The organism is Klenkia sp. PcliD-1-E (assembly GCF_024124375.1).
In the GTDB taxonomy this organism is placed as follows: domain Bacteria; phylum Actinomycetota; class Actinomycetes; order Mycobacteriales; family Geodermatophilaceae; genus Klenkia.
On sequence record NZ_JAMXRZ010000080.1, the window covers coordinates 1 to 20,080 of the forward strand.

Genomic DNA, 20,080 nt, shown 5'->3' on the forward strand with positions numbered 1-20,080 from the left:
AGCCGCGGGCCGGCCGGCAGCTCCACCACCCGGGCCCGGTCCCCCACCACGGCCGCGACGCCCGCGTCCCCCATGGCGACGACCACGTGGTCGTCGGCTGGTCGGGTCTGCCGGGCCAGGCCGGCCAGCTGCCGGGCGAGGTGGTCGTGCCGGCCGTGGACGACGGTGACCACCGCCGTCCTCACGAGTGCGCCACCGCCTCGATCTCGCGGGCCGCGCGCCGGGCGGCGTCGCCGGGGGACCACCGCGCCCACCCCTGCCCGCCCAGCGCCCGGGCCTGCTCCAGCAGCCGCGGCCAGGCGGCGGTGTCCGGCCAGCGGGGCAGCCCGACGGCGATGCCCGAGCGGTGCAGCGCGTCGGTGGTGCGGTGCTGCTCCCGGAAGGGCCGCTCCTGCGCGACGACGACGGCCGGACGGCGGGCCGCGGCCACCTCGGCGAGGGCGTTCTGCCCAGCGTGGGTCACCACCACGTCGGCGGCCGACAGCACCGGCCACGGGTCGGCCGACCAGCCACCCGGCCCGCCGAGGACGGTCCAGTCCAGCCCGGGCGTCACCGCGCGCAGCCCGTCGACGTCCGCGGCGGTGACCGCGCTGCCACCGCCGCCGGCCAGCAGCACCGCGCTGCCGGGGACGGGCTCGGCGGGCTCGCGGCCGTCGAAGCGGGACACCGCGCCGACGTGCACGACCCGGTCGCCGAGGGCCGACAGCCACGGCGGGTCGAGCACGTCCTGCGGCCAGAAGGCGAGCACCCGCTCGGCGACGGTGTAGCCGGTGGTGTGCGGGGCGTCGGTGCGGTCCCCGGGCATGGCGGTGACGACGACCGGCACGCCCATCAGCCGCAGGAAGACGCTGACCTCGACGGACACGTCGACGACGACGACGGCCGGCCGGGCGTGCTCGACCCACGCGGCGAGGCGGGCCATCCGCTGGCGCATGCCGTCGTGCCCGCGCGGGGCCCAGTGCAGCGCGCCACCGGCGGTGACCTCCTCGACCGGGTGCCCGGCGTCGTCGGCGAGGGGGACCCAGTCGGCGAACGGCTCGCCGGGGGACGGCAGGGACGACAGACCCACCACCGGGGTGCCCAGCTCGGCGGCGACCGCGGCCGCGCGGTGCAGGTGCCCGCGGCCCTGGTGGTGCACGTACCAGCCGATCACCTGGTCCCCCTCCCGCTCACGCGGTGGCCACCGCCGCGCTGACCAGCGAGCCGTACAGCTGCTCGTACCGGTCGACCATCGTGTCCACCGAGCAGTGTGCCCGCGCCCGCTCCCGGGCCGCTGCGCGCGAGAGCTGCTCGGCCTCCGGGATGGCCGCGGCCAGCGCCGCCACGTCGCCGGCCGGCACCAGCCGGCCGCACTGCGGGGTGAGGATCTCGGGGATGCCACCGCGGGAGAAGGCGGCCACCGGGGTGCCGCAGGCCAGCGCCTCGGCGACCACCAGCCCGTAGGGCTCGTCCCAGCAGGGGGTCACCAGCGCCACCGAGGCACGGCCGACGGCGGCGGCGAGCTCGGGGTGGTCCAGGTGGCCCAGGTGGGTGACGCCGCGGCCGAGGAAGGGTGCGATGGTGCGGTCGAAGTAGCCGCGGTCGACGACCGGCCCGGCGATCTGCAGCTCGCGGCCGGCGGCCAGCGCGGCCTGCACGGCCAGGTGGGTGCCCTTCTCCGGCACGATGCGGCCCGACCAGATCAGCGGCCCCCCGCCGGGCCCGGCGACCCACCGGTCCAGGTCCACGCCGTTGGGGACGACGCCGACCCGCTGGCCGACGTCCGGGCTGCCCTGCCACGCCGCGGCGGTGTGGCCGCTGACCGCCACCAGGTGCGCGGGGGTGGGGCCGTCGCTCTGCAGCGCGGACTCCAGCCACGGCGTGGGCGGGCAGTGCAGCGTGGCGATCATCGGCACCTGCAGGGCCGGGGCCATGGCCAGCGGCAGGTAGTGGGTGGCGTGGTTGTGCACGATGTCGAAGTCCAGCGCGCGGGGCCCGGTGAGGTCGAGCATCAGCGACAGGTAGGCGTGGTGGTCCTCGAGGAACACCTCCGGCGCCATGCTCACGTCGGCGCGCGCGGTGTCGCTGATCCGCAGCTGCCGGACGGGCAGCCGCTCGACCGGCAGCTGCGGGTCCGAGCCGGGGGCGGCGAAGAGGGTCACGTCGTGACCCCGTGCGGTCAGCGACCGGGTCAGCTGCCAGACGTGGGACTCCAGGCCGCCGGCGAACGGCTCGCCGATGGGGTACCGGCTGGAGGCGATCACCGCGACCCGCAGCCGCCGGCCGGGGTCGGACGGCGGGGGCGCCGGCACCGGCGGGACGGCGCGCAACCGGGAGCGACGGCGACCGGCGGTGCGGGGACGCAGGGTCGGGGTGAGGTCCTGGGGCACGGGTGGGGCACACCTCCTGGCAGCGGGGCGCTCCGCACGGCGGAGCCGGACGGCGCAGGGACGACGGTCACCCCGCTTCATGAGGCATCCCCGGGTACCGGCGCGTCCCCCGGGACCGCGGCCGGACCGCGACGGACCGAACCCGGCGATCTTCACAGACCCCCCCTCCCCCCGCACCTCGACCCCTTGTCCGGGTGGTGGGGGTCACTCGGCCCGGGCATGCGCAAGCGCCGTTTCCGCCCGGCCCCGGCGCGGAGCAGGTCCCGCCGGGAGCGGTCCGATAGCGTTCCGACCTGCACGGAGCGAGTGCACCGGCACCTCGCCGGCACCGGAGGAGGGCGTGTGAGCGAGCGCGACGGCGGCTGGCAGACCTGGGGTGCACCCGGGGACGGCGGCCCGTGGCAGCCCGGCCCGCAGCAGCCCGGCCCCCAGCAGCCCGGCCCGCAGCAGCCCGGCCCGCAGCAGGGTCCGGCGTCCCCGCAACCGTCCTCGGGGTGGCCGCAGGGCGCATGGCACCCCGCGCAGGGCCCGGCGCCGTGGGCGCCGCAGCCGGCCAGGCGCAACCGGCGCACCCCACTGCTCGTCGGCGGTGCGGCGCTGCTGGTGCTGCTGCTGGTCGGCGGCGGGCTGTGGTTCCTCCTCCGGGGGGATGATCTCAGCTACGCGGGCCGCACCGTCGCGGAGCCGCAACGGACCGTCGACGACGGCGAGGCCGCCCTGGACGCCTACGTCGCCGACCGGGGCGGGGCCACCGGCGACGGCACCGGGTGCTGGTTCCGCTTCCTGTCGGCCGACACCTCCGACGTGCAGGACGACCTGGTCTGCGGGCCGGTGCTCTTCGTCGACGGCGACCCGTCGGCCGCCTACCTGGAGTTCCCGCTCACCCCGTCGCAGGGCGGCGGGGACGTCACCTTCGAGGTCGCGGCGCAGCCTGCGGACCCCGAGCCGCAGCCGCTGGCCGACCGCGAGCTGCTGTCCCGGCCCGACGGCCGCACGCCCCCCGACGGCGCCGGTGACCTCACCGCCCCCGAGCCCCGCGCCGCCGACCCCGGGTTCACCGCCGACGGCCCGTTCGAGGACGTCGAGCTCGCCGCACCCGACGGCCCGGCCACGCTGTCGGGCGCCTCGGCCCGGGTGACGGTCACCGGCCTGGCCACCGCCGACCGGGTCGGCGCCGGCGACGACGCCCGCCGCCCCGCCGACGGCGAGGTGTTCCGCGTCTTCCGGTACACCGTCGACCGCGGCGAGGGCTACGGCGACGACGCCCCGCTGCTGTCCTACGCCGTCGACGGCGGGGACGAGGTGCCGGTCGACCCGTCGCTGGTCACCCCCGGTGCCTCGATCGAGGGCCTGGTGTCGGCGCCGGCGGACGCCGGCGTGCAGCTCGTGGTCGTCGACGGGGAGAACACCCAGACGCTGTCGCTGGTCGACGGCACCCCCGGTGCGGACAACCTCCAGGTGACCACCCGGCAGAACCGCGACGCCGACCCGGTCCCGGCGCAGCAGATCCCCGGCGTGATCAGCGCGCCCGGCCGGGTCACCACCCCGTTCACGTTCACGGTGACCATCCAGAGCGCGTCGCTGAGCTGGTTCGCCGGCACCAACGTGACCGCGCGGCCCGCGGCCCCCGACCGGGCGTTCCTGGTCATCGACTCCGACCTGGTCGCCGACACCTTCAGCGCGGGCGAGGGCCCGCCGCAGTACTTCTCGCTGACGCTGCCCGACGGCACCGTGGTGCCCGCGCAGGACATCGTCGACGACCCCGCGCTGGTGGCCACCGCCTTCGACGTCCCGGCCGACTTCACCACCGGCACGATCACCTTCGGCGGCGTCTTCACCTACCCGGACGGCGCGACGGTCGACTTCCAGCCGGGCACCCTCTCCTTCCCGGTCACCGTCCCCGCGGGGTGACGCCCCCGTCCGGGTGAGGGCCGGGCCCGCGGGGGTTCACCGGCGCCGGGTGCGGCCGATGACCGGGGTGAGCGCCGTCCGTCTCCAGCCACGGGGACCCCGGGGACGGCCCCTACCGGACGGGGTCCTCCCATCACCACCATCCACGACGTCCTCGCCGCCGAGGCCGTGACCAGCGTGTTCCAGCCCATCGTCGACCTCGACAGCGGCGCCGTCGTCGCCTACGAGGCCCTGGCCCGCGGGCCGGAGGGGCCGCTGCGGTCCCCCGTCGAGCTGTTCGCCGCCGCCCGCGAGGCCGGCCGGCTGGCCGAGCTGGACGCCGCCTGCCGGACCGCGGCCTTCCGTGGCGCGGTCGAGCAGGGGCTGCTGGCCCCGCTGACGGTGTTCGTCAACGTCGAGCCCGAGGTGCTGGACTCGGCCCCGCTGGCCGACCTGCTGGCCATCGCGGACGCCGCGCCCGCGCAGCTGCGGGTGGTCGTGGAGATCACGGAGCGGGCCATCGCGACCCGCCCGGCCGAGCTGCTGCAGACCGTGCAGCGCATACGCGAGATCGGCTGGGGCCTGGCCCTGGACGACGTCGGCGCGGACGCGATGTCGCTGGCGTTCATGCCGCTGCTGCGCCCCGACGTGGTCAAGCTGGACCTGCGCCTGGTGCAGGACCGCCCCGGCCCCGAGGTGGCCGAGGTGATGAACGCGGTCAACGCCTACGCCGAGCGCACCGGCGCGGTGGTGCTGGCCGAGGGCATCGAGACCGACGCGCACCTGGTGCAGGCCCTCGCCCTGGGCGCGACCCTCGGCCAGGGCTGGATGTTCGGCCGGCCGCAGCCGGGCCCGGCCGCGCAGCTGCCCACCGCGGAGCTGCTGCTGCCGCCGGCGCCGCTGGACCCGCCGGGCACCGAGGTGTCCCCGTTCGGCTGCCTGCCGCCGGGCACCGTGCTGCGCCGGTCCCCGAAGCGGCTGCTCATCGAGCTGTCCAAGCAGCTGGAGCGGCACGCGCTCCGCCTGGGCGAGACCGCCGTGGTGGCCTCGACGTTCCAGGAGGCGCGGCACTTCACGCCCGCCACCGTGGCCCGCTACCGCGGGCTGGCCGAGCGCACGGGCTTCGTCTGCGCGCTGGGCGACGGGCTCTCGACCGAACCGGTGGCCGGCGTCCGCGGCGCCGAGCTGTCCGCGGCCGACGAGGTGCGCGGCGAGTGGGACGTGGCGGTCATCGGCCCGCACTTCAGCGCTGCGCTGCTGGCCCGCGACCTCGGCGACACCGGTCCGGACATGGAGCGCACCTTCGAGTTCGCGCTGACCTACGACCGCGAGACCGTCGCCCGGGCCGCGCACGCCCTGGTCGCCCGCGTGGTGCCCCGGGAGCAGCGCCGTCCGGCGCCGGTGGAGCGGCCCGCGCCCGCCGCCGCCACGGCACCCCGGTTGCCCGAGCTGCCCGCGCTGGCCCCGGCCGCCGGCGAGGGCCTGCTGCACCGGGCCCTGGCCGCGACCACCAGCGGGGTCGTCATCGTGGACATGCAGCTGCCCGACCAGCCCATGGTGTACGTCAACCGGGCCTTCGAGGAGCTGTCGGGCTACCCGCGGGAGGAGGTGCTGGGCCGCAACTGCCGCTTCCTGCAGACCGCCGACACCGACCTGTCCGCGGTGGCCCGCATCCGCGATGCCGTCGCCGCCGGGCAGGAGTGCCGCGAGACCCTGCTCAACCACCGCGGTCCCGACCGCACCCCGTGGTGGAACGAGCTGCACCTGGCACCGGTCACCGACGCCGAGGGCCGGGTGGTGCAGTACATCGGCGTGCAGAACGACGTCACCGCCCGGGTGGAGGCCCAGCAGCGGTTGACCCGGGAGCAGGAGCGCACCCGGCAGTACCTGGCCCGCATCGAGCAGCTGGCCTGGACCGACCCGCTGACCGGGCTGCCCAACCGGCGGCGGCTGCAGGAGCAGGTCGAGCTCGCGCTGTGGGAGGCCGACGCGGCCGGCACCGCCGTCGGCCTGCTGTTCGTCGACCTCGACGGGTTCAAGGCGGTCAACGACCGGCTCGGCCACGCCGCCGGTGACGAGCTGCTGGTGGAGATCAGCGGCCGGCTGCGGTCGGCGGTGCGCCGCACGGACCTGCTGGCCCGGCTCGGCGGCGACGAGTTCCTGGTCGCGCTGCCCGGTCTGGCCCCCGGCACCGCGGCGGCCGAGGCCGCCCGCGTGGCGACCACCCTGGCCACCGCGCTCGGCGAGCCCCTCGAGCTGCGCGGCGAGCGGGTGCGGGTGGGCGCCAGCATCGGCTGCGCGGTCTCCCCCGACGACGGCACCGGGTTCGAGGCGCTGCTGCACACCGCCGACCAGCGGATGTACGCCGTGAAGGGTGGCCGGCTGGTCAGCCCCTGAGCTCGGCCAGGATGGGCTTGGCGACGGCGAGGGCGTGGTTGGCGGCGGGCACCCCGGCGTAGACCGCGGTGTGCAGGCAGACCTCCGCGATCTCGGAGTCGGTCAGCCCGTTGTGCACCGCCGCCTTCACGTGCAGGGCGAACTCGTCCCAGTGCCGCAGCGAGGCGGTGATGGCGAGGGTGAGCATCGAGCGGGTGCGCCGGTCCAGGCCGGGGCGCTGCCAGAGGTCGCCCCACGCCACCCGGGTGATGAAGTCCTGGAAGTCGGCGGTCAGCGGGGTGACGCCGGCGACGGCGCGGTCGACGTGGGCGTCGCCGAGCACCTCCCGGCGGGTGCGCATGCCCGCCTCGCGCCGCTCGTCGTCCGTGCTCGGGTGGGTCATCGGGTACCTCCCAGGTGCGCCAGCAGCGCGGCGGTGACGTGCTCGGCCTGCTCGACGTTGGCGATGTGCGCGGCCGGGGACAGGGTGAGCAGCGCAGCCCCGCGGATGCCGGCGGCGATGGCCTCCTGGTGCTCGGGCGGCAGCGCCGGGTCGTCGGCCCCGCTGACCACCAGGGTGGGCGCGGTGATGCTGCCGAGCTGGTCGCGCAGGTCCAGCGCACCGACCGCGGCACAACAGCTGGCGTAGCCCTCGTCGTCGCAGTCGACGATCCCCTGCCGCATGCGCGCCACCACGTCGGGGTGCTCGGCCGCCCAGCCGGGGGTGAACCAGCGGCCGACGACGGCGTCGGCCAGCGAAGCGGTGCCCTCGCGGCGCGCGGTGGCTGCCCGCTCGGTCCAGGCGCCGGGGTTGCCGGGGTGCGCCGAGGTGCACAGCACGGCGAGCCGGTCCACCCGCTCGGGCTCCCGCGCGGCCAGCCGCAGCCCGGTCATGCCGCCGATGGACAACCCGACCACGTGCGCCCGGGCCACGTGCAGCCGGTCCAGCAGCGCCAGGACGTCGTCGACCAGGTCGTCGACGGTCGAGTCGCCCGCAGGCGACGGCGACCGGCCGTGCCCGCGGGTGTCGTAGCGGACCACCCGGAACCGCTCCGCGAGCGCGGGGACCTGCGGGTCCCACATCTCCAGCGTCGTGCCGAGGGAGTTGGACAGCAGGACGACGGGGGCGTCCTCGGGCCCCTCCACCTGGGCGTGCACGTCGACGGGCAACGGGGCTCCTCAGCTCTCGGTGACGGTGTGGGCGGCCAGGGCGGCGTCGACCTGCGCGCCGGCCTCGCCGGTGTCGGGGGCGGCGCCGGCGAGCAGGGCGTCGGCGTCGACGTCGGTGCGCTCCCGCACGACCTGGGCCAGCACGCGGCCCTCCCGGGCGGCCTGCCGGACGGCGTCCGCCGACCCCGCCGGTGCCAGCGCCAGCCCGACGAGCACCGACCCACCGGCTGCGTCCTGCGCCGCGCCCGGCAGGGCCGACAGCGCGTCCCGGACGGCGGGGGCGTAGACGGTGGCCATCACCGAGCCGACCACGGCGACGCCGAGCGTGCCGCCGACCTCGCGCACGGTGTCGTTGACCGCCGAGCCGGCGCCGGCCTGGTCGGTGCGCAGGGCACCCATCACCGCTTCGGTGGCCGGGCTCGTCACCAGGCCGAGGCCGGCCGCCATGAGCACCATCGACACCACGATGCGGCCCCAGTAGGCCGTGTCCAGCCCGGTTCCGGCCGCCAGCGCGAAGCCCGCCGCCATGGTCGCCAGCCCGCCGGAGACGACGACCGTCGTGCCCACCGCCCGCATCGCCACGATCGCCAGCGGGGACACCGCGCCGATCACCAGGGCGAAGGGCAGCGTGGCCAGCCCGGCGGTCAGGGTGTCGTAGCCGCGCACGGCCTGGAAGTACTGGGTGATGAGGAAGATGAAGCCGAACAGGCCGAAGAACGCCAGCGCGATCGAGCCGCTGGCCGCCGAGAACCGCGGGTCGGTGAACAGCCGCACGTCCAGCAGCGGGTCCGGTCGGGTGGCCTCCCAGGCGATGAACCCGCCCAGTGCCAGGGCCGCCGCGGCGTAGCCGACCAGGGTGGTCGCCGACGTCCAGCCGTGGCCGGGGGCCTCGATCGTCGTCCACACCAGCAGCCCGATGGCCGCCACCGAACCGAGCACACCCACCGGGTCGAAGCGGGCCGGTGTCCGCTCGCGGGACTCCCTCAGCAGGACGCGGCCGGCCAGCAGCGCGAGCGCACCGAGGGGAAGGTTCACCAGGAACACCGAGCCCCAGGCGAAGTGCTCCAGCAGGACCCCGCCGCTGACCGGGCCGATGGCCACCGACAGGCCCGAGACCGCCGACCAGACACCGATCGCGGTGGCCCGTTCCCGGGTGTCGGGGAACGTCGTCACGAGCAGTGCGAGGGTCGCCGGGTAGACCAGGGCGGCGCCGACGCCCATCGCCGCGCGGGCGGCGACCAGCTCGGCGGTGGAGTCGGCGGACGCGGCCAGCACCGAGGTGGCCACGAAGCCGGTCAGGCCCAGCTGCAGCATGCGCAGCCGGCCGAAGCGGTCACCGAGGTGGCCGCCGAGCAGCAGGAGGGCGGCGAAGGCGAGGGTGTAGCCGTCGACGACCCACTGCAGGTCGCTGGTGGTCGCCGACAGCTGCCGGCCGATGGTCGGCAGCGCGACGTTGACGATGGTGTTGTCGACGCTGACCAGCAGCACCGACAGGCAGAGCACGGCGAGGACCCACCACCGACGGGTGGTGGACGGAGCGGGGGCAGTGGTCATGACGACCTCCGGTTGTAGAACGATGTCCTAGGAATGTAGGACGACGTTCTACAGACGACAAGGGGGAGGATGCGGGCATGACGGAGACCGGTCAGCGGACCCGCAGCCAGGACGTCGCCACCGCGCTGGTGGACGCCGCCGAGCGGGTGCTGGTGCGCGAGGGTCTGCCCGCGGTGACCGTGCGCGCGGTGGCCGCGGAGGCCGGCGTCGCGCCGATGGGCGTGTACAACCGGTTCGGCACCAAGGGCGGCCTGGTCGCGGCGCTGCTGGTGCGCGGGTTCGACGGCCTGACCGCCGCCCTGGGCGACCTGCCGGGGGCCGACCCGACCGGCCGGCTGGAGGCCAGCGGCCGGGCCTACCGTGCCTTCGCGCTGGGCCACCCGCAGCACTACGCCGCGATGTTCGGCCCGGCGCTCAGCGCGGGCGACCGCACCGAGGCGCAGGAGGTCGAGCTGGCCGAGCACGCCGGGGCCGCCTTCGGTGCGCTCGAGCGGGAGGTGGCCCGGGCCATGGCGGCAGGCAGGCTCCGGCGCGCCGACCTCACCGAGACCGCGCAGGCCATCTGGTCGGCGGTGCACGGTGCGGTGTCGCTGGAGCTCGCCGGGGTGCAGCGCACCCCGGACCCGGAGGCCTCCTACGAGGCGCTCCTGCAGTTGCTGCTCACCGGGCTGGGACCTGCACGCGGCTGACGCGGACCCCGGGTACCGGGACGTCGGGAGCAGCCCCCTCGTCCGGGTGACCCCGCCGGTGCCGGCTCAAGACCGGTGGCGGTCCGACCGTTGCTGGACCGTGTTCTCCCTGGTGCGTTCCTGGCTGCCCGAAGGACGGTTGCTGACCGAGGAGGTCTTCGACCGCCGGCACGCCTGGATCGTGCAGCTGTGCCTGCTGCAGGCGGTGACGCTCGGGCTGGTCATCGCGACCCTCGGACACGGGCCGGCCCGGGCCGTGCTGGGGGCTGCGGTGGTGGCGGTCCCGGCGTTGGTGGCCCGCTCCCCGCGTGTCGGCCGCGGGGTGCGGACGGCGGCGTCGGCGGCGAGCCTGACGCTGTCGGCGGTGGTGCTGGTGCACACCTTCCCCGGGGTCATCGAGACCCACTTCCACTTCTTCGTCATGGTCGCGGTCGCAGCCCTCTACCAGGACTGGACTGCCTTCCTCGTCGCGCTGGTGATCACCGTGGTCCACCACGCGGTGCTGGGCACGATCGACGCGGGCACCGTGTTCGGCGCCGGGCACGCCGGCATGCACCACGGGGCCACCGGTCCGCTGTTCTGGGCCCTGGTGCACGGGGCGTTCGTGCTGGCCGCCAGCTGCGCGCACCTGGCCAGCTGGCGGCTGAACGAGCAGCAGTCCCTGCACGACCCGCTGACCGGGGTGGCCAACCGGCTGCTGCTGACCGAGTCGTTGCACCGCATGCTGGCCCGGGGCGGGGAGGTGGCGGTGCTGTTCATCGACCTGGACGACTTCAAGGACGTCAACGACGGCCGCGGGCACGCCGCCGGCGACCAGCTGTTGTGCACCGTCGCCGACCGGTTGGTGGCCAGCGTGCGTTCCGGGGACGTCGTGGCCCGGCTCGGTGGGGACGAGTTCGCCATCGCCCACGACGGCTCGGCCGACACCGCCCGCTCGGTCGCCGAGCGCATCCTCGCCGCGCTGGCCGCACCGACCGTCGTCGAGGGCCGTCCGCTGGTCGTGCACGCCAGCGTCGGCGTCGCCGACGTCGCCTCGGCCGGCAACCGCAAGGTCGAGACCCTGCTGCGCAACGCGGACCTCGCGATGTACCAGGCCAAGGCCGGCGGGAAGGGGCGGCTGGCCGTCTACGCCGAGGGCATGGCCCTGCAGGCCCGCTGCCGCGCCGAGCTGGCCGAGGACCTCGCCGCGGCGCTGGCCGCCGGTGACCAGCTGGAAGTGCACTACCAGGACATCGTCACCCTGCCCGAGGCGCACGTCGTCGGCGTGGAGGCCCTCCTCCGGTGGCACCACCCCACCCGGGGGGCGGTGTCCCCGGTGGACTTCATCCCGCTGGCCGAGGAGAACGGCAGCATCGTGCCCATCGGCACCTGGGTGCTGCACCAGTCCGTCAGGCACGTCGCCGCGCTGTCCGCACAGGTCGGCCACGCGCTGACGGTCTCGGTCAACGTGTCCGGCCGGCAGCTGCGCGAGCCGGACTTCGTCGACGTGGTGAGCACCGCACTGGCCACCGCAGGCCTGCCCGCCGGGCAACTGGTCCTCGAGGTGACCGAGAGCGTGCTCGTCGACGACGTCGCCGCAGTGGTCGAGCGGTTGGCCCGGCTGCGCGCGATCGGGGTGAAGGTCGCCATCGACGACTTCGGCACCGGCTACTCCAGCCTGTCCTACCTGCGGCAGCTGCCGGCCGACCGGATCAAGATCGACCGGTCGTTCGTGGCCGACCTGGGCAGCGGCGGCGCCGCCGCGACCCTGGTCGCGACCATCATCGAGCTCGCCGGCAGCCTCGGTCTCGACGTCGTCGCCGAGGGCGTGGAGACCGACGACCAGCGCACCCAGCTCACCGCCCTGCACTGCACGCACGGCCAGGGCTGGCTCTTCGGCCGGCCCTCGGCCCCCGCGACCCACCCGGCACCGAGCACCTCGACCTCCACCCCGGCCCTCCGCGGCTGACCCCACCCGGCCCGCTCCCGTCCGGCAGTGGGCCGAGCGCAGCGGTCAGAGGCGCATGCCGCCGCTGAGCTCGATGCGGGCGCCGGTGGCCCAGCCGAAGCCGTCGGCGAGCAGCAGGGCGACGGCGGCCCCGATGTCGTCGGGGCCGGCCAACCGGCCCAGGGCGGTCATGCCGCGGACGGCGTCGCCGACGGCGGGGTCGTCGCGCACGGTGCCGCCGGAGAAGTCGGTGGCGACCGCGCCGGGGGCGACCACCACGGCCCGGATGCCCCGGTCGCCCAGTTCCTGGGCCTGGTAGCGGGTCAGCACCTCCACCGCCCCCTTGGCGGTGGCGTAGGCGGCCGACCCGGGCAGGGTGAACCGGGCCGGGCCGGAGGACACGTTGACGATGCGGGCGCCGTCGCCCAGCAGCGGGAGCAGGGCCTGGGTCAGGAAGAACGGCGCCTTGACGTGCACGGTCATCACCTCGTCGAACTGCTGCTCGGTGGTGGTGGCGAACGGTTCGTGCAGCGAGGTCCCGGCGTTGTTGACCAGGGCGTCGACGGTGTCTCGGCCGAAGCGGTCGCGCACGAGCGCGCGCAGCCGGTCGGCGAAGGCCGGGAAGGAGCCGGTGTCGGCGACGTCGAGGGGCAGCACCTCGGCGGCGCCGCCGGCGGCGGCGACCTCCTGCACGAGGGACTCGGCGTCGGCGGGGGAGTTCAGGTAGGTGCCGACGACGTCCACCCCGGAGCGGGCCAGGTGCAGCGCGGTGCTGCGGCCCAGGCCCCGGCTGGCTCCGGTGACGACGGCGATGCGGCGGTTCGTGGTGTCGGTCATGGCTCCACCGTCGACCGTCCGCGCGGGCGGTGGCAGAGACCGTCCATCCAGGGACCGGCGATCCCTGGCTGCCCCGACGGGTGGGGGGCACCCTCGGGGGCATGGACCGTGCGACCCTGGCCGACTTCCTGCGCCGCCGCCGGGAGTCGTTGCACCCAGCGGAGATGGGTCTGCCGGCCCTCGCGCGCCGTCGCACCCCCGGCCTGCGCCGCGAGGAGGTGGCCCAGCTGGCCGGGATCTCCACCGACTACTACACCCGCCTGGAGCAGCAGCGCGGGCCGCAGCCCTCGGTCCAGGTGCTCACCGCGCTGGCCCGGGCGCTGCGGCTGAGCCAGGTCGAGCGCGACCACCTGTTCGCGACGGCGGGCCAGGCCGACCCGGGGGTCGGGCACCGCAGCGACCACGTGCCGCCGGGAACCATGCGGGTGCTGGACCGGCTGACCGACACCCCCGCCCAGGTGGTCAGCGACCTCGGGGTCACCCTGGTGCAGAACCGGCTGGCCGTCGCGCTGCTGGGGGACCAGACCCGGTTCACCGGTCCCGGGCGCAGCGCCTACGTGCGCTGGTTCCTGCACGACCCGGCGGAGCGGGGGATGCGGCCGGCGCAGGAGCACGCCCGGCAGAGCCGGGTGTGGGCGGCCGACCTGCGCGGCGCCGTGGGCCGGGGCAGCCCCGGGGCCGCGGAGCTGGTCGACCACCTGCTCGACCGGAGCCCGGAGTTCGCCGAGGTGTGGTCCCGGCACGAGGTCGGGGTGCACACCGGCCAGCGCAAGACCTACGACCACCCGCAGGTCGGTCGCATGGAGCTGGACTGCCAGGTGCTCTTCAGCGACGACCGCAGCCAGCGGTTGCTGGTCTTCACCGCCACCCCGGGCACCCCGGACGCCGAGCGGCTGGACCTGCTGGCGGTCCTCGGCCACCAGTTCAGCGCCTGACCCCTCCGGCCCGGCACCTGCCCGGTCGGGCAGGTGCACCTGCCCGACCGGGCCGACCTACCGCCCCGGACGGCCGGTTGCAGGTCCTCGCAACTCCCGCCACCTGTGACCGCGGCCATAGCTTCCAGGTCACCCCAGCACCGTCGCTGCCGCAGGAGGTCAGGCCATGCAGGTCGAAGAACTGCTCAAGCCGTTCCCGATCAAGGAGTTCCACCCCTTCCCCCGGGCGATGCTCGGGCCGGGCGCCCACGAGCTGATCGGCCCCGAGGCCAAGAAGCTCGGCTTCCGGAAGTCGCTGATCATGACGTCGGGCCTGCGCGGCACGAACATCGTGGAGAAGATCGCCGAGTCCATGAAGTGGCACGGCCTGGACGTCGTGGTCTACGACGAGGTGGAGTCCAACCCCAAGGACTACAACGTCATGGACGCGGTCAAGCTCTACCAGGAGAACGACTGCGACAGCTTCGTGTCCATCGGCGGCGGCTCCAGCCACGACGCCTGCAAGGGCGCCCGCATCTCGGTGGCCCACGACGGCCGCAGCGTGAACGAGTTCGAGGGCTTCAACCAGAGCGAGAACCCCAAGAACCCGCCGCACATCGCGGTCTCCACCACCGCCGGCACCGGCTCGGAGACCTCCTGGGCCTACGTCATCACCGACACCACCACCGACCCGGACAACCCGCACAAGTACGTCGCCTTCGACGACACCTCGGTCACCACCCTGGCCATCGACGACCCGGTGCTCTACTACGACTGCCCGGTCGACTACACCGCGCAGTGCGGGTTCGACGTCCTGGCGCACGCCTCGGAGCCCTACGTCAGCCGGCTGAACTTCGCCCCCTCCCTGGGCAACGCCCTGTACGCGGTGAAGCTGACCGCGGAGAACCTGCGCCAGGCGGTCTGGAACGGCCAGGACCTGGCCGGCCGCGAGGGGATGATGTACGCCCAGTACATCGCCGCGCAGGCCTTCAACTCCGGCGGCCTGGGCATCATCCACTCGATCAGCCACGCCGTGAGCGCCTTCTACGACACCCACCACGGCCTGAACAACGCCATCGCGCTGCCCCGGGTCTGGGCGTTCAACATGCCGACCCAGTACAAGCGGTTCGCCGAGCTGGCCGCCGCGATGGGCGTGGACACCTACGGCATGACCGACGTGCAGGCCGCCGAGGCCGCGCTGGCCGCGGCGATCCGGTTGCTGCGCGACGTCGGCATCACCGAGCGCTTCGTCGACGTGAAGAAGGACACCTACTCCAAGAACCGGCTGGGCGAGGGCCCCACCAAGTTCTACGAGAACGCCGGGGTCATCACCGGCGACGACAAGGACGTCGACCGGATCACGAACCACGTCCTCGGCGACGCCTGCACCCCGGGCAACGCCAAAGAGTGCACCTTCGAGACCGTCCGCCCCGTGGTCGAGCACTGCATGACCGGCGACCTCGACGACCTCCTCTCCTGACCCGAGCCGGCGGGGGTGCCGGTGCCGGCCTGCCCGGCACCCCCGCCACCCCACCCACGAGAGGACTGCGCGTGACCGATGACTTCGACGGCGTGGACGACGTGGCCCGCGCCTTCGCCGAGCACGGCTACATCACCGACCGGCGGCTGGCCACCACGACCTTCGTGATGAGCCGGCTGGCCAAGCCGCTGCTGCTGGAGGGCCCGGCGGGGGTCGGCAAGACCGAGCTGGCCAAGACCCTGGCCCTGGCCACGGGCCGCCGGTTGCTGCGGCTGCAGTGCTACGAGGGCCAGGACGAGACCAAGGCGCTCTACGAGTGGGACTACGGCAAGCAGCTGCTCTACACCCAGATCCTGCGCGAGAAGACCGCGGAGCTGCTGGCCGACACCACCACCATGGCCGCGGCCGTGGAGCGGGTCGCCGAGCAGGACAGCGCCTTCTTCTCCGACCGCTTCCTCGCCGCCCGCCCGCTGCTGGAGGCCGTCCGGTCCCCGGAGCCGGTCGTGCTGCTCGTCGACGAGGTCGACCGGGCCGACGAGGCGCTGGAGGCGGTGCTGCTGGAGATGCTCGCCGAGTACCAGGTGTCGGTGCCCGAGATCGGCACGTTCGTCGCCGAGCACCCGCCCTACGTCATCCTGACCAGCAACAACACCCGCGACCTGTCGGCGGCGCTCAAGCGGCGCTGCCTGCACCTGTTCCTGGAGTACCCCGACGCCGAGCGCGAGCTGGAGATCCTCCGGTCGAAGAAGACCGGCCTCGACGACGCCGCGGCCCAGAAGCTAGTCGAGATCGTCCGGGGCCTGCGCGGGCTGGACCTGCGCAAGTCCCCGTCGATCTCGGAGACCATCGACTGGGCACGCACCCTCGCCGTCCTCGGGGTGACCGAGCTGGAGGCCGGGGTGCTGGCCGACACCGTCTCCGTCGTCGCCAAGTACGAGCGGGACGTCGAGCGGTCGCGGGCCGCACTGCCCCGGCTGGTCGACCCGAACGCCACCGTCCCCGACCGCGGAGCCCCCGACCACCAGCACGGCCACGACCACGGGCACTCCCACTCCCACGGCGGGCACGGCCACGACCACGGTCACGACGACGAGGGCAAGGCGCGGCGCGCGGCCAAGGACACCCCCGGGCGGCACGACGAGGAGTACTACGGCCAACGGGCGAGCGGATCCGGCAGCGAGAAGGCCGGGGGTGCCCGCGAGATCCCCGCGGCGCCGCGCGGTGTGACGTCGTCCCAGGGGGCCCGCTCCTTCCCCGGGAACAGGGGCGCCGCCCGCCGCCGGCCGGTCTGATGGAGGGCGCGCTGCACCGGTTCATCCGGTTGCTGCGGCTGCGCGGCATGCGGATCTCCACCGCCGAGGCGGTGGACGCCTTCGCCGCCGCGGCCGCCGTCGAGGTGGGCGACCGGGCGTCGTTGGAGGCGGCGCTCGGCGCGGCCCTGCTCAAGGACTGGCGCGACGCCGAGGTCTTCGCCGACACCTTCGCGCGGTTCTTCTCGCTGCGGGCGGTGACCGAGACCGCCGACGGGCACAGCCACGCCCACGACGACCTGGTCGACGAGGGCGAGCTGACCCGGATGACGTGGTCGCAGGAGCCGGGTGGCGAGCCGGAGCAGGGCCACAGCCACGGCAAGCCGATGGACATCCGTGACTACTTCAGACCGGAGGACCTCACCCAGCAGTACAACCTGCACCAGGAGGCGAACAAGGTCGACCTGGCCAGCCTGACCCAGCAGATCGTGCTGTCCAGCGAGCCGGTCGGGAACGCCGACGGGCAGGAGAAGGTGCAGGTCGAGGTGGGCCGGCTGCACGACCCCGGGCTGCCGGGTGATCTGGTGCGGGCCGGGGGCACCCAGCTGGACGTCGAGCTCTCGGTCGCCCAGCAGCAGGCGCTGCGCGACTGGCTGGCCCACCCCGTCGACGACCTGGACCCCGAGGTCGCCGAGGCACTGCGCCGCCAGCTGGCCGGCGTCATCGACGACCTGCCCGAGCTGCTGAAGGCCCACCTGCAGAAGCTCGCCGAGATGACCGACCTGGCCATCGAGGAGCGCGAGCTGCGGGCCGCACCGGTGCAACGGGTCACCGAGGCCGAACGGGCGCGGATCGAGGAGTCGCTGCGCCGGCTGGCGACCTCCCTGCACGGCGGGCTCACCCACAAGAAACGGCGCACCCCGCGCGGGCGGGTCGACGTCAGCCGCACGATGCGGGCCAACATGAAGTACGACGGGGTCCCGTTCCGGCCGGTCACCACCCGGCTCGCCGAGGACAAGCCCCGCCTGGTCGTCGTCGCCGACGTCTCCCTGTCGGTGCGCACGACCGCCCGGTTCACCCTGCACGTGGTGCACGCCCTGCAGGACCTGTTCGCGCAGGTGCGCACCTTCGCCTTCGTCGACGACGTCGTGGAGATCACCGACCTGTTCGACGAGCACCCCCTGGAGCACGCGCTGGGCCTGGTGTTCGGCGGCGACGTGATCGACGTGGACGCGACCAGCGACTACGGCACCGTCTTCGCCACGCTCGCCCGGGAGCACTCCGGCGCGTTCACCCGCCGGACGACGCTGCTCGTGCTCGGGGACGGCCGGGGCAACGGCAACGCCCCCCGCCTGGACGTCTTCGCCGACCTGGCCCGCCGGGTCCGGGAGACCATCTGGCTCACCCCGGAACCGAGGTACTCCTGGGCGCTGGGGGGTTGCGACCTGCCGGCCTACGCGGACTCCTGCGACCGGGTCGAGGTCATCCGGGACATGGCCGCCCTGGAGGGGTTCGCCACCGACGTGGTGACCCGCGCGGTCAGATGAGGCCGAGCTTGGACCCGGCGTAGACCGCCTCGGCCCGCCGGGACACCGACAGCTTGCGCAGCACGTTGCCGACGTGGAACTTCGCGGTGGTCGCGGAGATGTAGAGCTCCCGGCCGATCGCGTCGTTGGACAGCCCGCGCGCCAGCAGGGCCAGCACCTCCCGCTCCCGCGCGGTGAGGTCGGTGCCGTCCGGGCCCGCGGACGGGGCGGCCAGCGACGCGACGACGGCGGCCGCGCTGTGGCTGTCGAAGGCCGACTCCCCGCGCCGCACCGCGCGGATGGCCGCGACCAGGGCGGTGGCGTCGACGTCCTTGAGCACGTAGCCCCGCGCCCCGGCCTGGATGGCGCGCAGCACGAGCTGCTGGTCCAGGAAGGTGGTGACCACCAGCACCCCGGGCGCCGGCCCGCCGCCGCCGGTGAGCTCGCCGCACAGCGCCAGGCCCTCGACGTCGGACCCCGCCGACAGCTTGAGGTCCAGCAGCACGATGTGCGGCCGCTCCCGGGCGACCAGGTCCAGCGCCTCGCCCGGGGTGGCGGCCTCGCCGACCACCCGGATGTCGGGCTCGCGCTCCAGGATGGACCGCAGCCCCTGCCGCACGATGGCGTGGTCGTCGACGACCACCAGCCGGATGGGGTCAGCCACCGGTCACCTCCAGCGGCAGGGCGACGTCCACCCGGACCCCGCCGAGCCGGGCACGGCCGACGCTGAGCACCGCCCCGACCTCCGCGGCGCGGGAGGCCATGTTCAGCAGCCCGTGGTGCCGGCCGTCGGGGGAGCGCAGCGCCTGGCGCAGCACCCCCGGGGTGCCGGTGCCGTCGTCGGCGACGGTCAGCCGCACCGAGCCGGGGCGGTAGGCCAGCCGCACGGTGCACCGGGTGGCCCCGGCGTGCCGCGTGGTGTTGAACAGGCACTCGGTGGCGATCTTGTGCAGCGCCTCGGCGGTGGGGGGCGGCAGCCGGACCGGCCGGCCCTCGACCCGGACGGCGACGGCCAGCCCGGGAACGGGGTGCTCGGCCGGCAACCGCGCCAGCAGGCCGGGCAGGTCGACGTCGTGGTCGGCGGACAGCGCGTGGATGGCCCCGCGCAGCCGCTCGACGGCCTCGCGGGTGAGCGCCTTGGCGTGGTCGAGCCGCTCGTAGACCTCGCGGTGGTGCTCGACCTCCGGGCGGCACCACTCGATCGCCATGCCCGCCGACAGCACGTGCTGGGCCACGCTGTCGTGCAGCTCGCGCGCGATCCGGTGCCGCTCGACGTCGACGGCCTCCCGCTGGGCGGCGACGTCCAGCCGGCGCTCGGCGTCGGCCAGCTGGTGGTGCCGCTCGGCGAGGTCACGGGCCCGCTGCTCGGCCTCGGCGTAGAGCTGCTCGGTCTGCCGCCGCAGCGCCTCCGACCCGGCCAGCAGGTGGTCGCTGAGCAGGGCGACCGCCGACTGGTTGCCGACGATGCGCAGGATCGCGAGGTCCGCGGCCGACGTCGTGGACTCCCGACCGACCCAGGCGACCAGCGCACCGGTGGCCTCGCCGTCCACCACGAGCGGGACGACGACCGCGCCCGCGTCGTCCTGGTGCGGGTCGACCCCGCCCTCGGCCAGGGCGCCGCCCACCGCCCGGCCCACCCCGACGGGCAGGTCGCAGAGCTCCTGCACCGGGTCGCCCGCCGGCCCGCGGGCCACGAGCCGCGGGCGGGCGAGGGGGAGCGCGTCCTCGCGCAGCACCAGCACCACCCAGTCCGCACCGAGGTGCTCGGCGGTCGCGTCGACGACGGCCCGGCACAGCGCACCGGCGCCCTCGCCCGTCGCCGACAGCACCTGGGCGATGCGGTCCAGCGACCCCAGGGCCCGGGTCAGCTTGTCGGCGGTGTGCCGGTACTCGGCGTACCAGGTCGGCTTGGACGAGCGCAGGCCGGTGAGCTCGGTGATGCCCGGGGTGGTCACATCGCGGCCCGGAACAGGTCGGTGACCTCGGCGGCGCCGGCGTCCCGCGGGTTGGTGGACAGGCAGGCGTCGGCCAGCGTGCTCGCCGCCAGGGTGCCGAGGTCGGCGGGCCGCACCCCCAGCTCGGCCAGCCCCGCGGGGCA

17 protein-coding genes are annotated in these 20,080 nt (G+C 75.1%); 8 read left to right on the plus strand and 9 right to left on the minus strand.

All coding sequences use genetic code 11. The features are described 5' to 3' along the window. From NH342_RS15555 to NH342_RS15565, 3 genes are all read right to left on the minus strand, one after another. On the minus strand, positions 1–185 hold a 185-nt coding region (locus NH342_RS15555), incomplete at its 3' end, for a glycosyltransferase family 2 protein (RefSeq protein ID WP_253015929.1). Next, the gene (locus tag NH342_RS24285; RefSeq protein WP_253015931.1) at positions 182–1,153 is read right to left on the minus strand and encodes a glycosyltransferase; all 972 of its coding nucleotides are present in this window, start codon (positions 1,151–1,153) and stop codon (positions 182–184) included. The genes NH342_RS24285 and NH342_RS15555, both read right to left, overlap by 4 nt. Before the next feature lie 16 nt (positions 1,154–1,169). Further along, positions 1,170–2,369 carry a glycosyltransferase gene (locus NH342_RS15565; RefSeq protein ID WP_253015933.1) on the minus strand — a complete coding sequence of 400 codons (1,200 nt, stop codon included), beginning with the start codon at positions 2,367–2,369 and terminating at the stop codon, positions 1,170–1,172. Between the two features lie 342 nt (positions 2,370–2,711). Here NH342_RS15565 and NH342_RS15570 point away from each other — a divergent pair, with 342 nt between their 5' ends. Further along, complete coding sequence (locus NH342_RS15570) at positions 2,712–4,280, plus strand: hypothetical protein (RefSeq protein WP_253015935.1); 1,569 nt, start codon at positions 2,712–2,714, stop codon at positions 4,278–4,280. Between the two features lie 177 nt (positions 4,281–4,457). Next, positions 4,458–6,656, plus strand: coding sequence for a diguanylate cyclase domain-containing protein (locus NH342_RS24290; protein ID WP_253015949.1), 2,199 nt, complete (start codon positions 4,458–4,460; stop codon positions 6,654–6,656). On the opposite strand, the gene pcaC is transcribed toward NH342_RS24290, so the two are convergent. The 3 genes from pcaC to NH342_RS15590 are packed head-to-tail and all read right to left on the minus strand — an operon-like array spanning position 6,646 to position 9,359. Further along, on the minus strand, positions 6,646–7,038 hold the full coding sequence (pcaC, locus tag NH342_RS15580; protein ID WP_253015951.1) for a 4-carboxymuconolactone decarboxylase: 393 nt from the start codon (positions 7,036–7,038) through the stop codon (positions 6,646–6,648). The two genes, NH342_RS24290 and pcaC, sit on opposite strands and share 11 nt — an antisense overlap. Continuing rightward, positions 7,035–7,805: a 3-oxoadipate enol-lactonase gene (gene pcaD / locus NH342_RS15585; protein ID WP_253015953.1), complete on the minus strand. Its 771-nt coding sequence runs from the start codon at positions 7,803–7,805 to the stop codon at positions 7,035–7,037. The genes pcaC and pcaD overlap by 4 nt, the downstream gene beginning before the upstream one ends. A gap of 9 nt (positions 7,806–7,814) precedes the next feature. Then, positions 7,815–9,359, minus strand: a complete 1,545-nt coding sequence (locus NH342_RS15590) for an MFS transporter (RefSeq protein ID WP_253015955.1) — start codon at positions 9,357–9,359, stop codon at positions 7,815–7,817. Between the two features lie 77 nt (positions 9,360–9,436). Between NH342_RS15590 and NH342_RS15595 the strand changes: the two genes are divergently transcribed. Next, positions 9,437–10,048, plus strand: a complete 612-nt coding sequence (locus tag NH342_RS15595; RefSeq protein ID WP_253015957.1) for a TetR/AcrR family transcriptional regulator — start codon at positions 9,437–9,439, stop codon at positions 10,046–10,048. A 100-nt stretch (positions 10,049–10,148) separates the two neighbouring features. Continuing rightward, a complete protein-coding gene (locus NH342_RS15600; protein ID WP_253015959.1) occupies positions 10,149–11,996 on the plus strand; it encodes an EAL domain-containing protein in 1,848 nt (615 codons plus the stop codon). 45 nt (positions 11,997–12,041) lie between these two features. On the opposite strand, the gene NH342_RS15605 is transcribed toward NH342_RS15600, so the two are convergent. Beyond that, positions 12,042–12,812, minus strand: a complete 771-nt coding sequence (locus NH342_RS15605) for an SDR family NAD(P)-dependent oxidoreductase (RefSeq protein ID WP_253015961.1) — start codon at positions 12,810–12,812, stop codon at positions 12,042–12,044. 101 nt (positions 12,813–12,913) lie between these two features. Between NH342_RS15605 and NH342_RS15610 the strand changes: the two genes are divergently transcribed. The 4 genes from NH342_RS15610 to NH342_RS15630 all read left to right on the plus strand — a co-directional run bounded on the left by NH342_RS15610 (position 12,914) and on the right by NH342_RS15630 (position 18,003). Then, the gene (locus NH342_RS15610; protein WP_253015963.1) at positions 12,914–13,747 is read left to right on the plus strand and encodes a helix-turn-helix transcriptional regulator; all 834 of its coding nucleotides are present in this window, start codon (positions 12,914–12,916) and stop codon (positions 13,745–13,747) included. A 166-nt stretch (positions 13,748–13,913) separates the two neighbouring features. Continuing rightward, entirely contained in the window at positions 13,914–15,206 is a 1,293-nt protein-coding gene (gene mdo, locus NH342_RS15615; RefSeq protein WP_253015965.1) for an NDMA-dependent methanol dehydrogenase, read from the plus strand. Between the two features lie 71 nt (positions 15,207–15,277). Continuing rightward, entirely contained in the window at positions 15,278–16,498 is a 1,221-nt protein-coding gene (locus tag NH342_RS23915) for a MoxR family ATPase (protein WP_308200676.1), read from the plus strand. Beyond that, entirely contained in the window at positions 16,498–18,003 is a 1,506-nt protein-coding gene (locus tag NH342_RS15630; RefSeq protein ID WP_253015967.1) for a VWA domain-containing protein, read from the plus strand. The genes NH342_RS23915 and NH342_RS15630 overlap by 1 nt, the downstream gene beginning before the upstream one ends. Here NH342_RS15630 and NH342_RS15635 read toward each other — a convergent pair. Together NH342_RS15635 and NH342_RS24295 are read right to left on the minus strand one after the other, a co-directional pair. Further along, a complete protein-coding gene (locus NH342_RS15635) occupies positions 17,996–18,646 on the minus strand; it encodes a response regulator transcription factor (protein WP_253015969.1) in 651 nt (216 codons plus the stop codon). The two genes, NH342_RS15630 and NH342_RS15635, sit on opposite strands and share 8 nt — an antisense overlap. Next, a complete protein-coding gene (locus NH342_RS24295) occupies positions 18,639–19,937 on the minus strand; it encodes a histidine kinase (protein ID WP_253015971.1) in 1,299 nt (432 codons plus the stop codon). The genes NH342_RS15635 and NH342_RS24295 overlap by 8 nt, the downstream gene beginning before the upstream one ends. Between the last annotated feature and the right edge of the window lie 143 nt (positions 19,938–20,080).

Bases quoted from the DNA above. Each gene is read 5' to 3' on its own strand.
- pcaC (WP_253015951.1), bottom strand. From the start codon at position 7,038: ATGACCCACCCGAGCACGGACGACGAGCGGCGCGAGGCGGGCATGCGC.
- NH342_RS15590 (WP_253015955.1), bottom strand. From the start codon at position 9,359: ATGACCACTGCCCCCGCTCCGTCCACCACCCGTCGGTGGTGGGTCCTC.
- NH342_RS15595 (WP_253015957.1), top strand. From the start codon at position 9,437: ATGACGGAGACCGGTCAGCGGACCCGCAGCCAGGACGTCGCCACCGCG.
- NH342_RS15605 (WP_253015961.1), bottom strand. From the start codon at position 12,812: ATGACCGACACCACGAACCGCCGCATCGCCGTCGTCACCGGAGCCAGC.
- NH342_RS15610 (WP_253015963.1), top strand. From the start codon at position 12,914: ATGGACCGTGCGACCCTGGCCGACTTCCTGCGCCGCCGCCGGGAGTCG.
- mdo (WP_253015965.1), top strand. From the start codon at position 13,914: ATGCAGGTCGAAGAACTGCTCAAGCCGTTCCCGATCAAGGAGTTCCAC.
- NH342_RS15630 (WP_253015967.1), top strand. From the start codon at position 16,498: ATGGAGGGCGCGCTGCACCGGTTCATCCGGTTGCTGCGGCTGCGCGGC.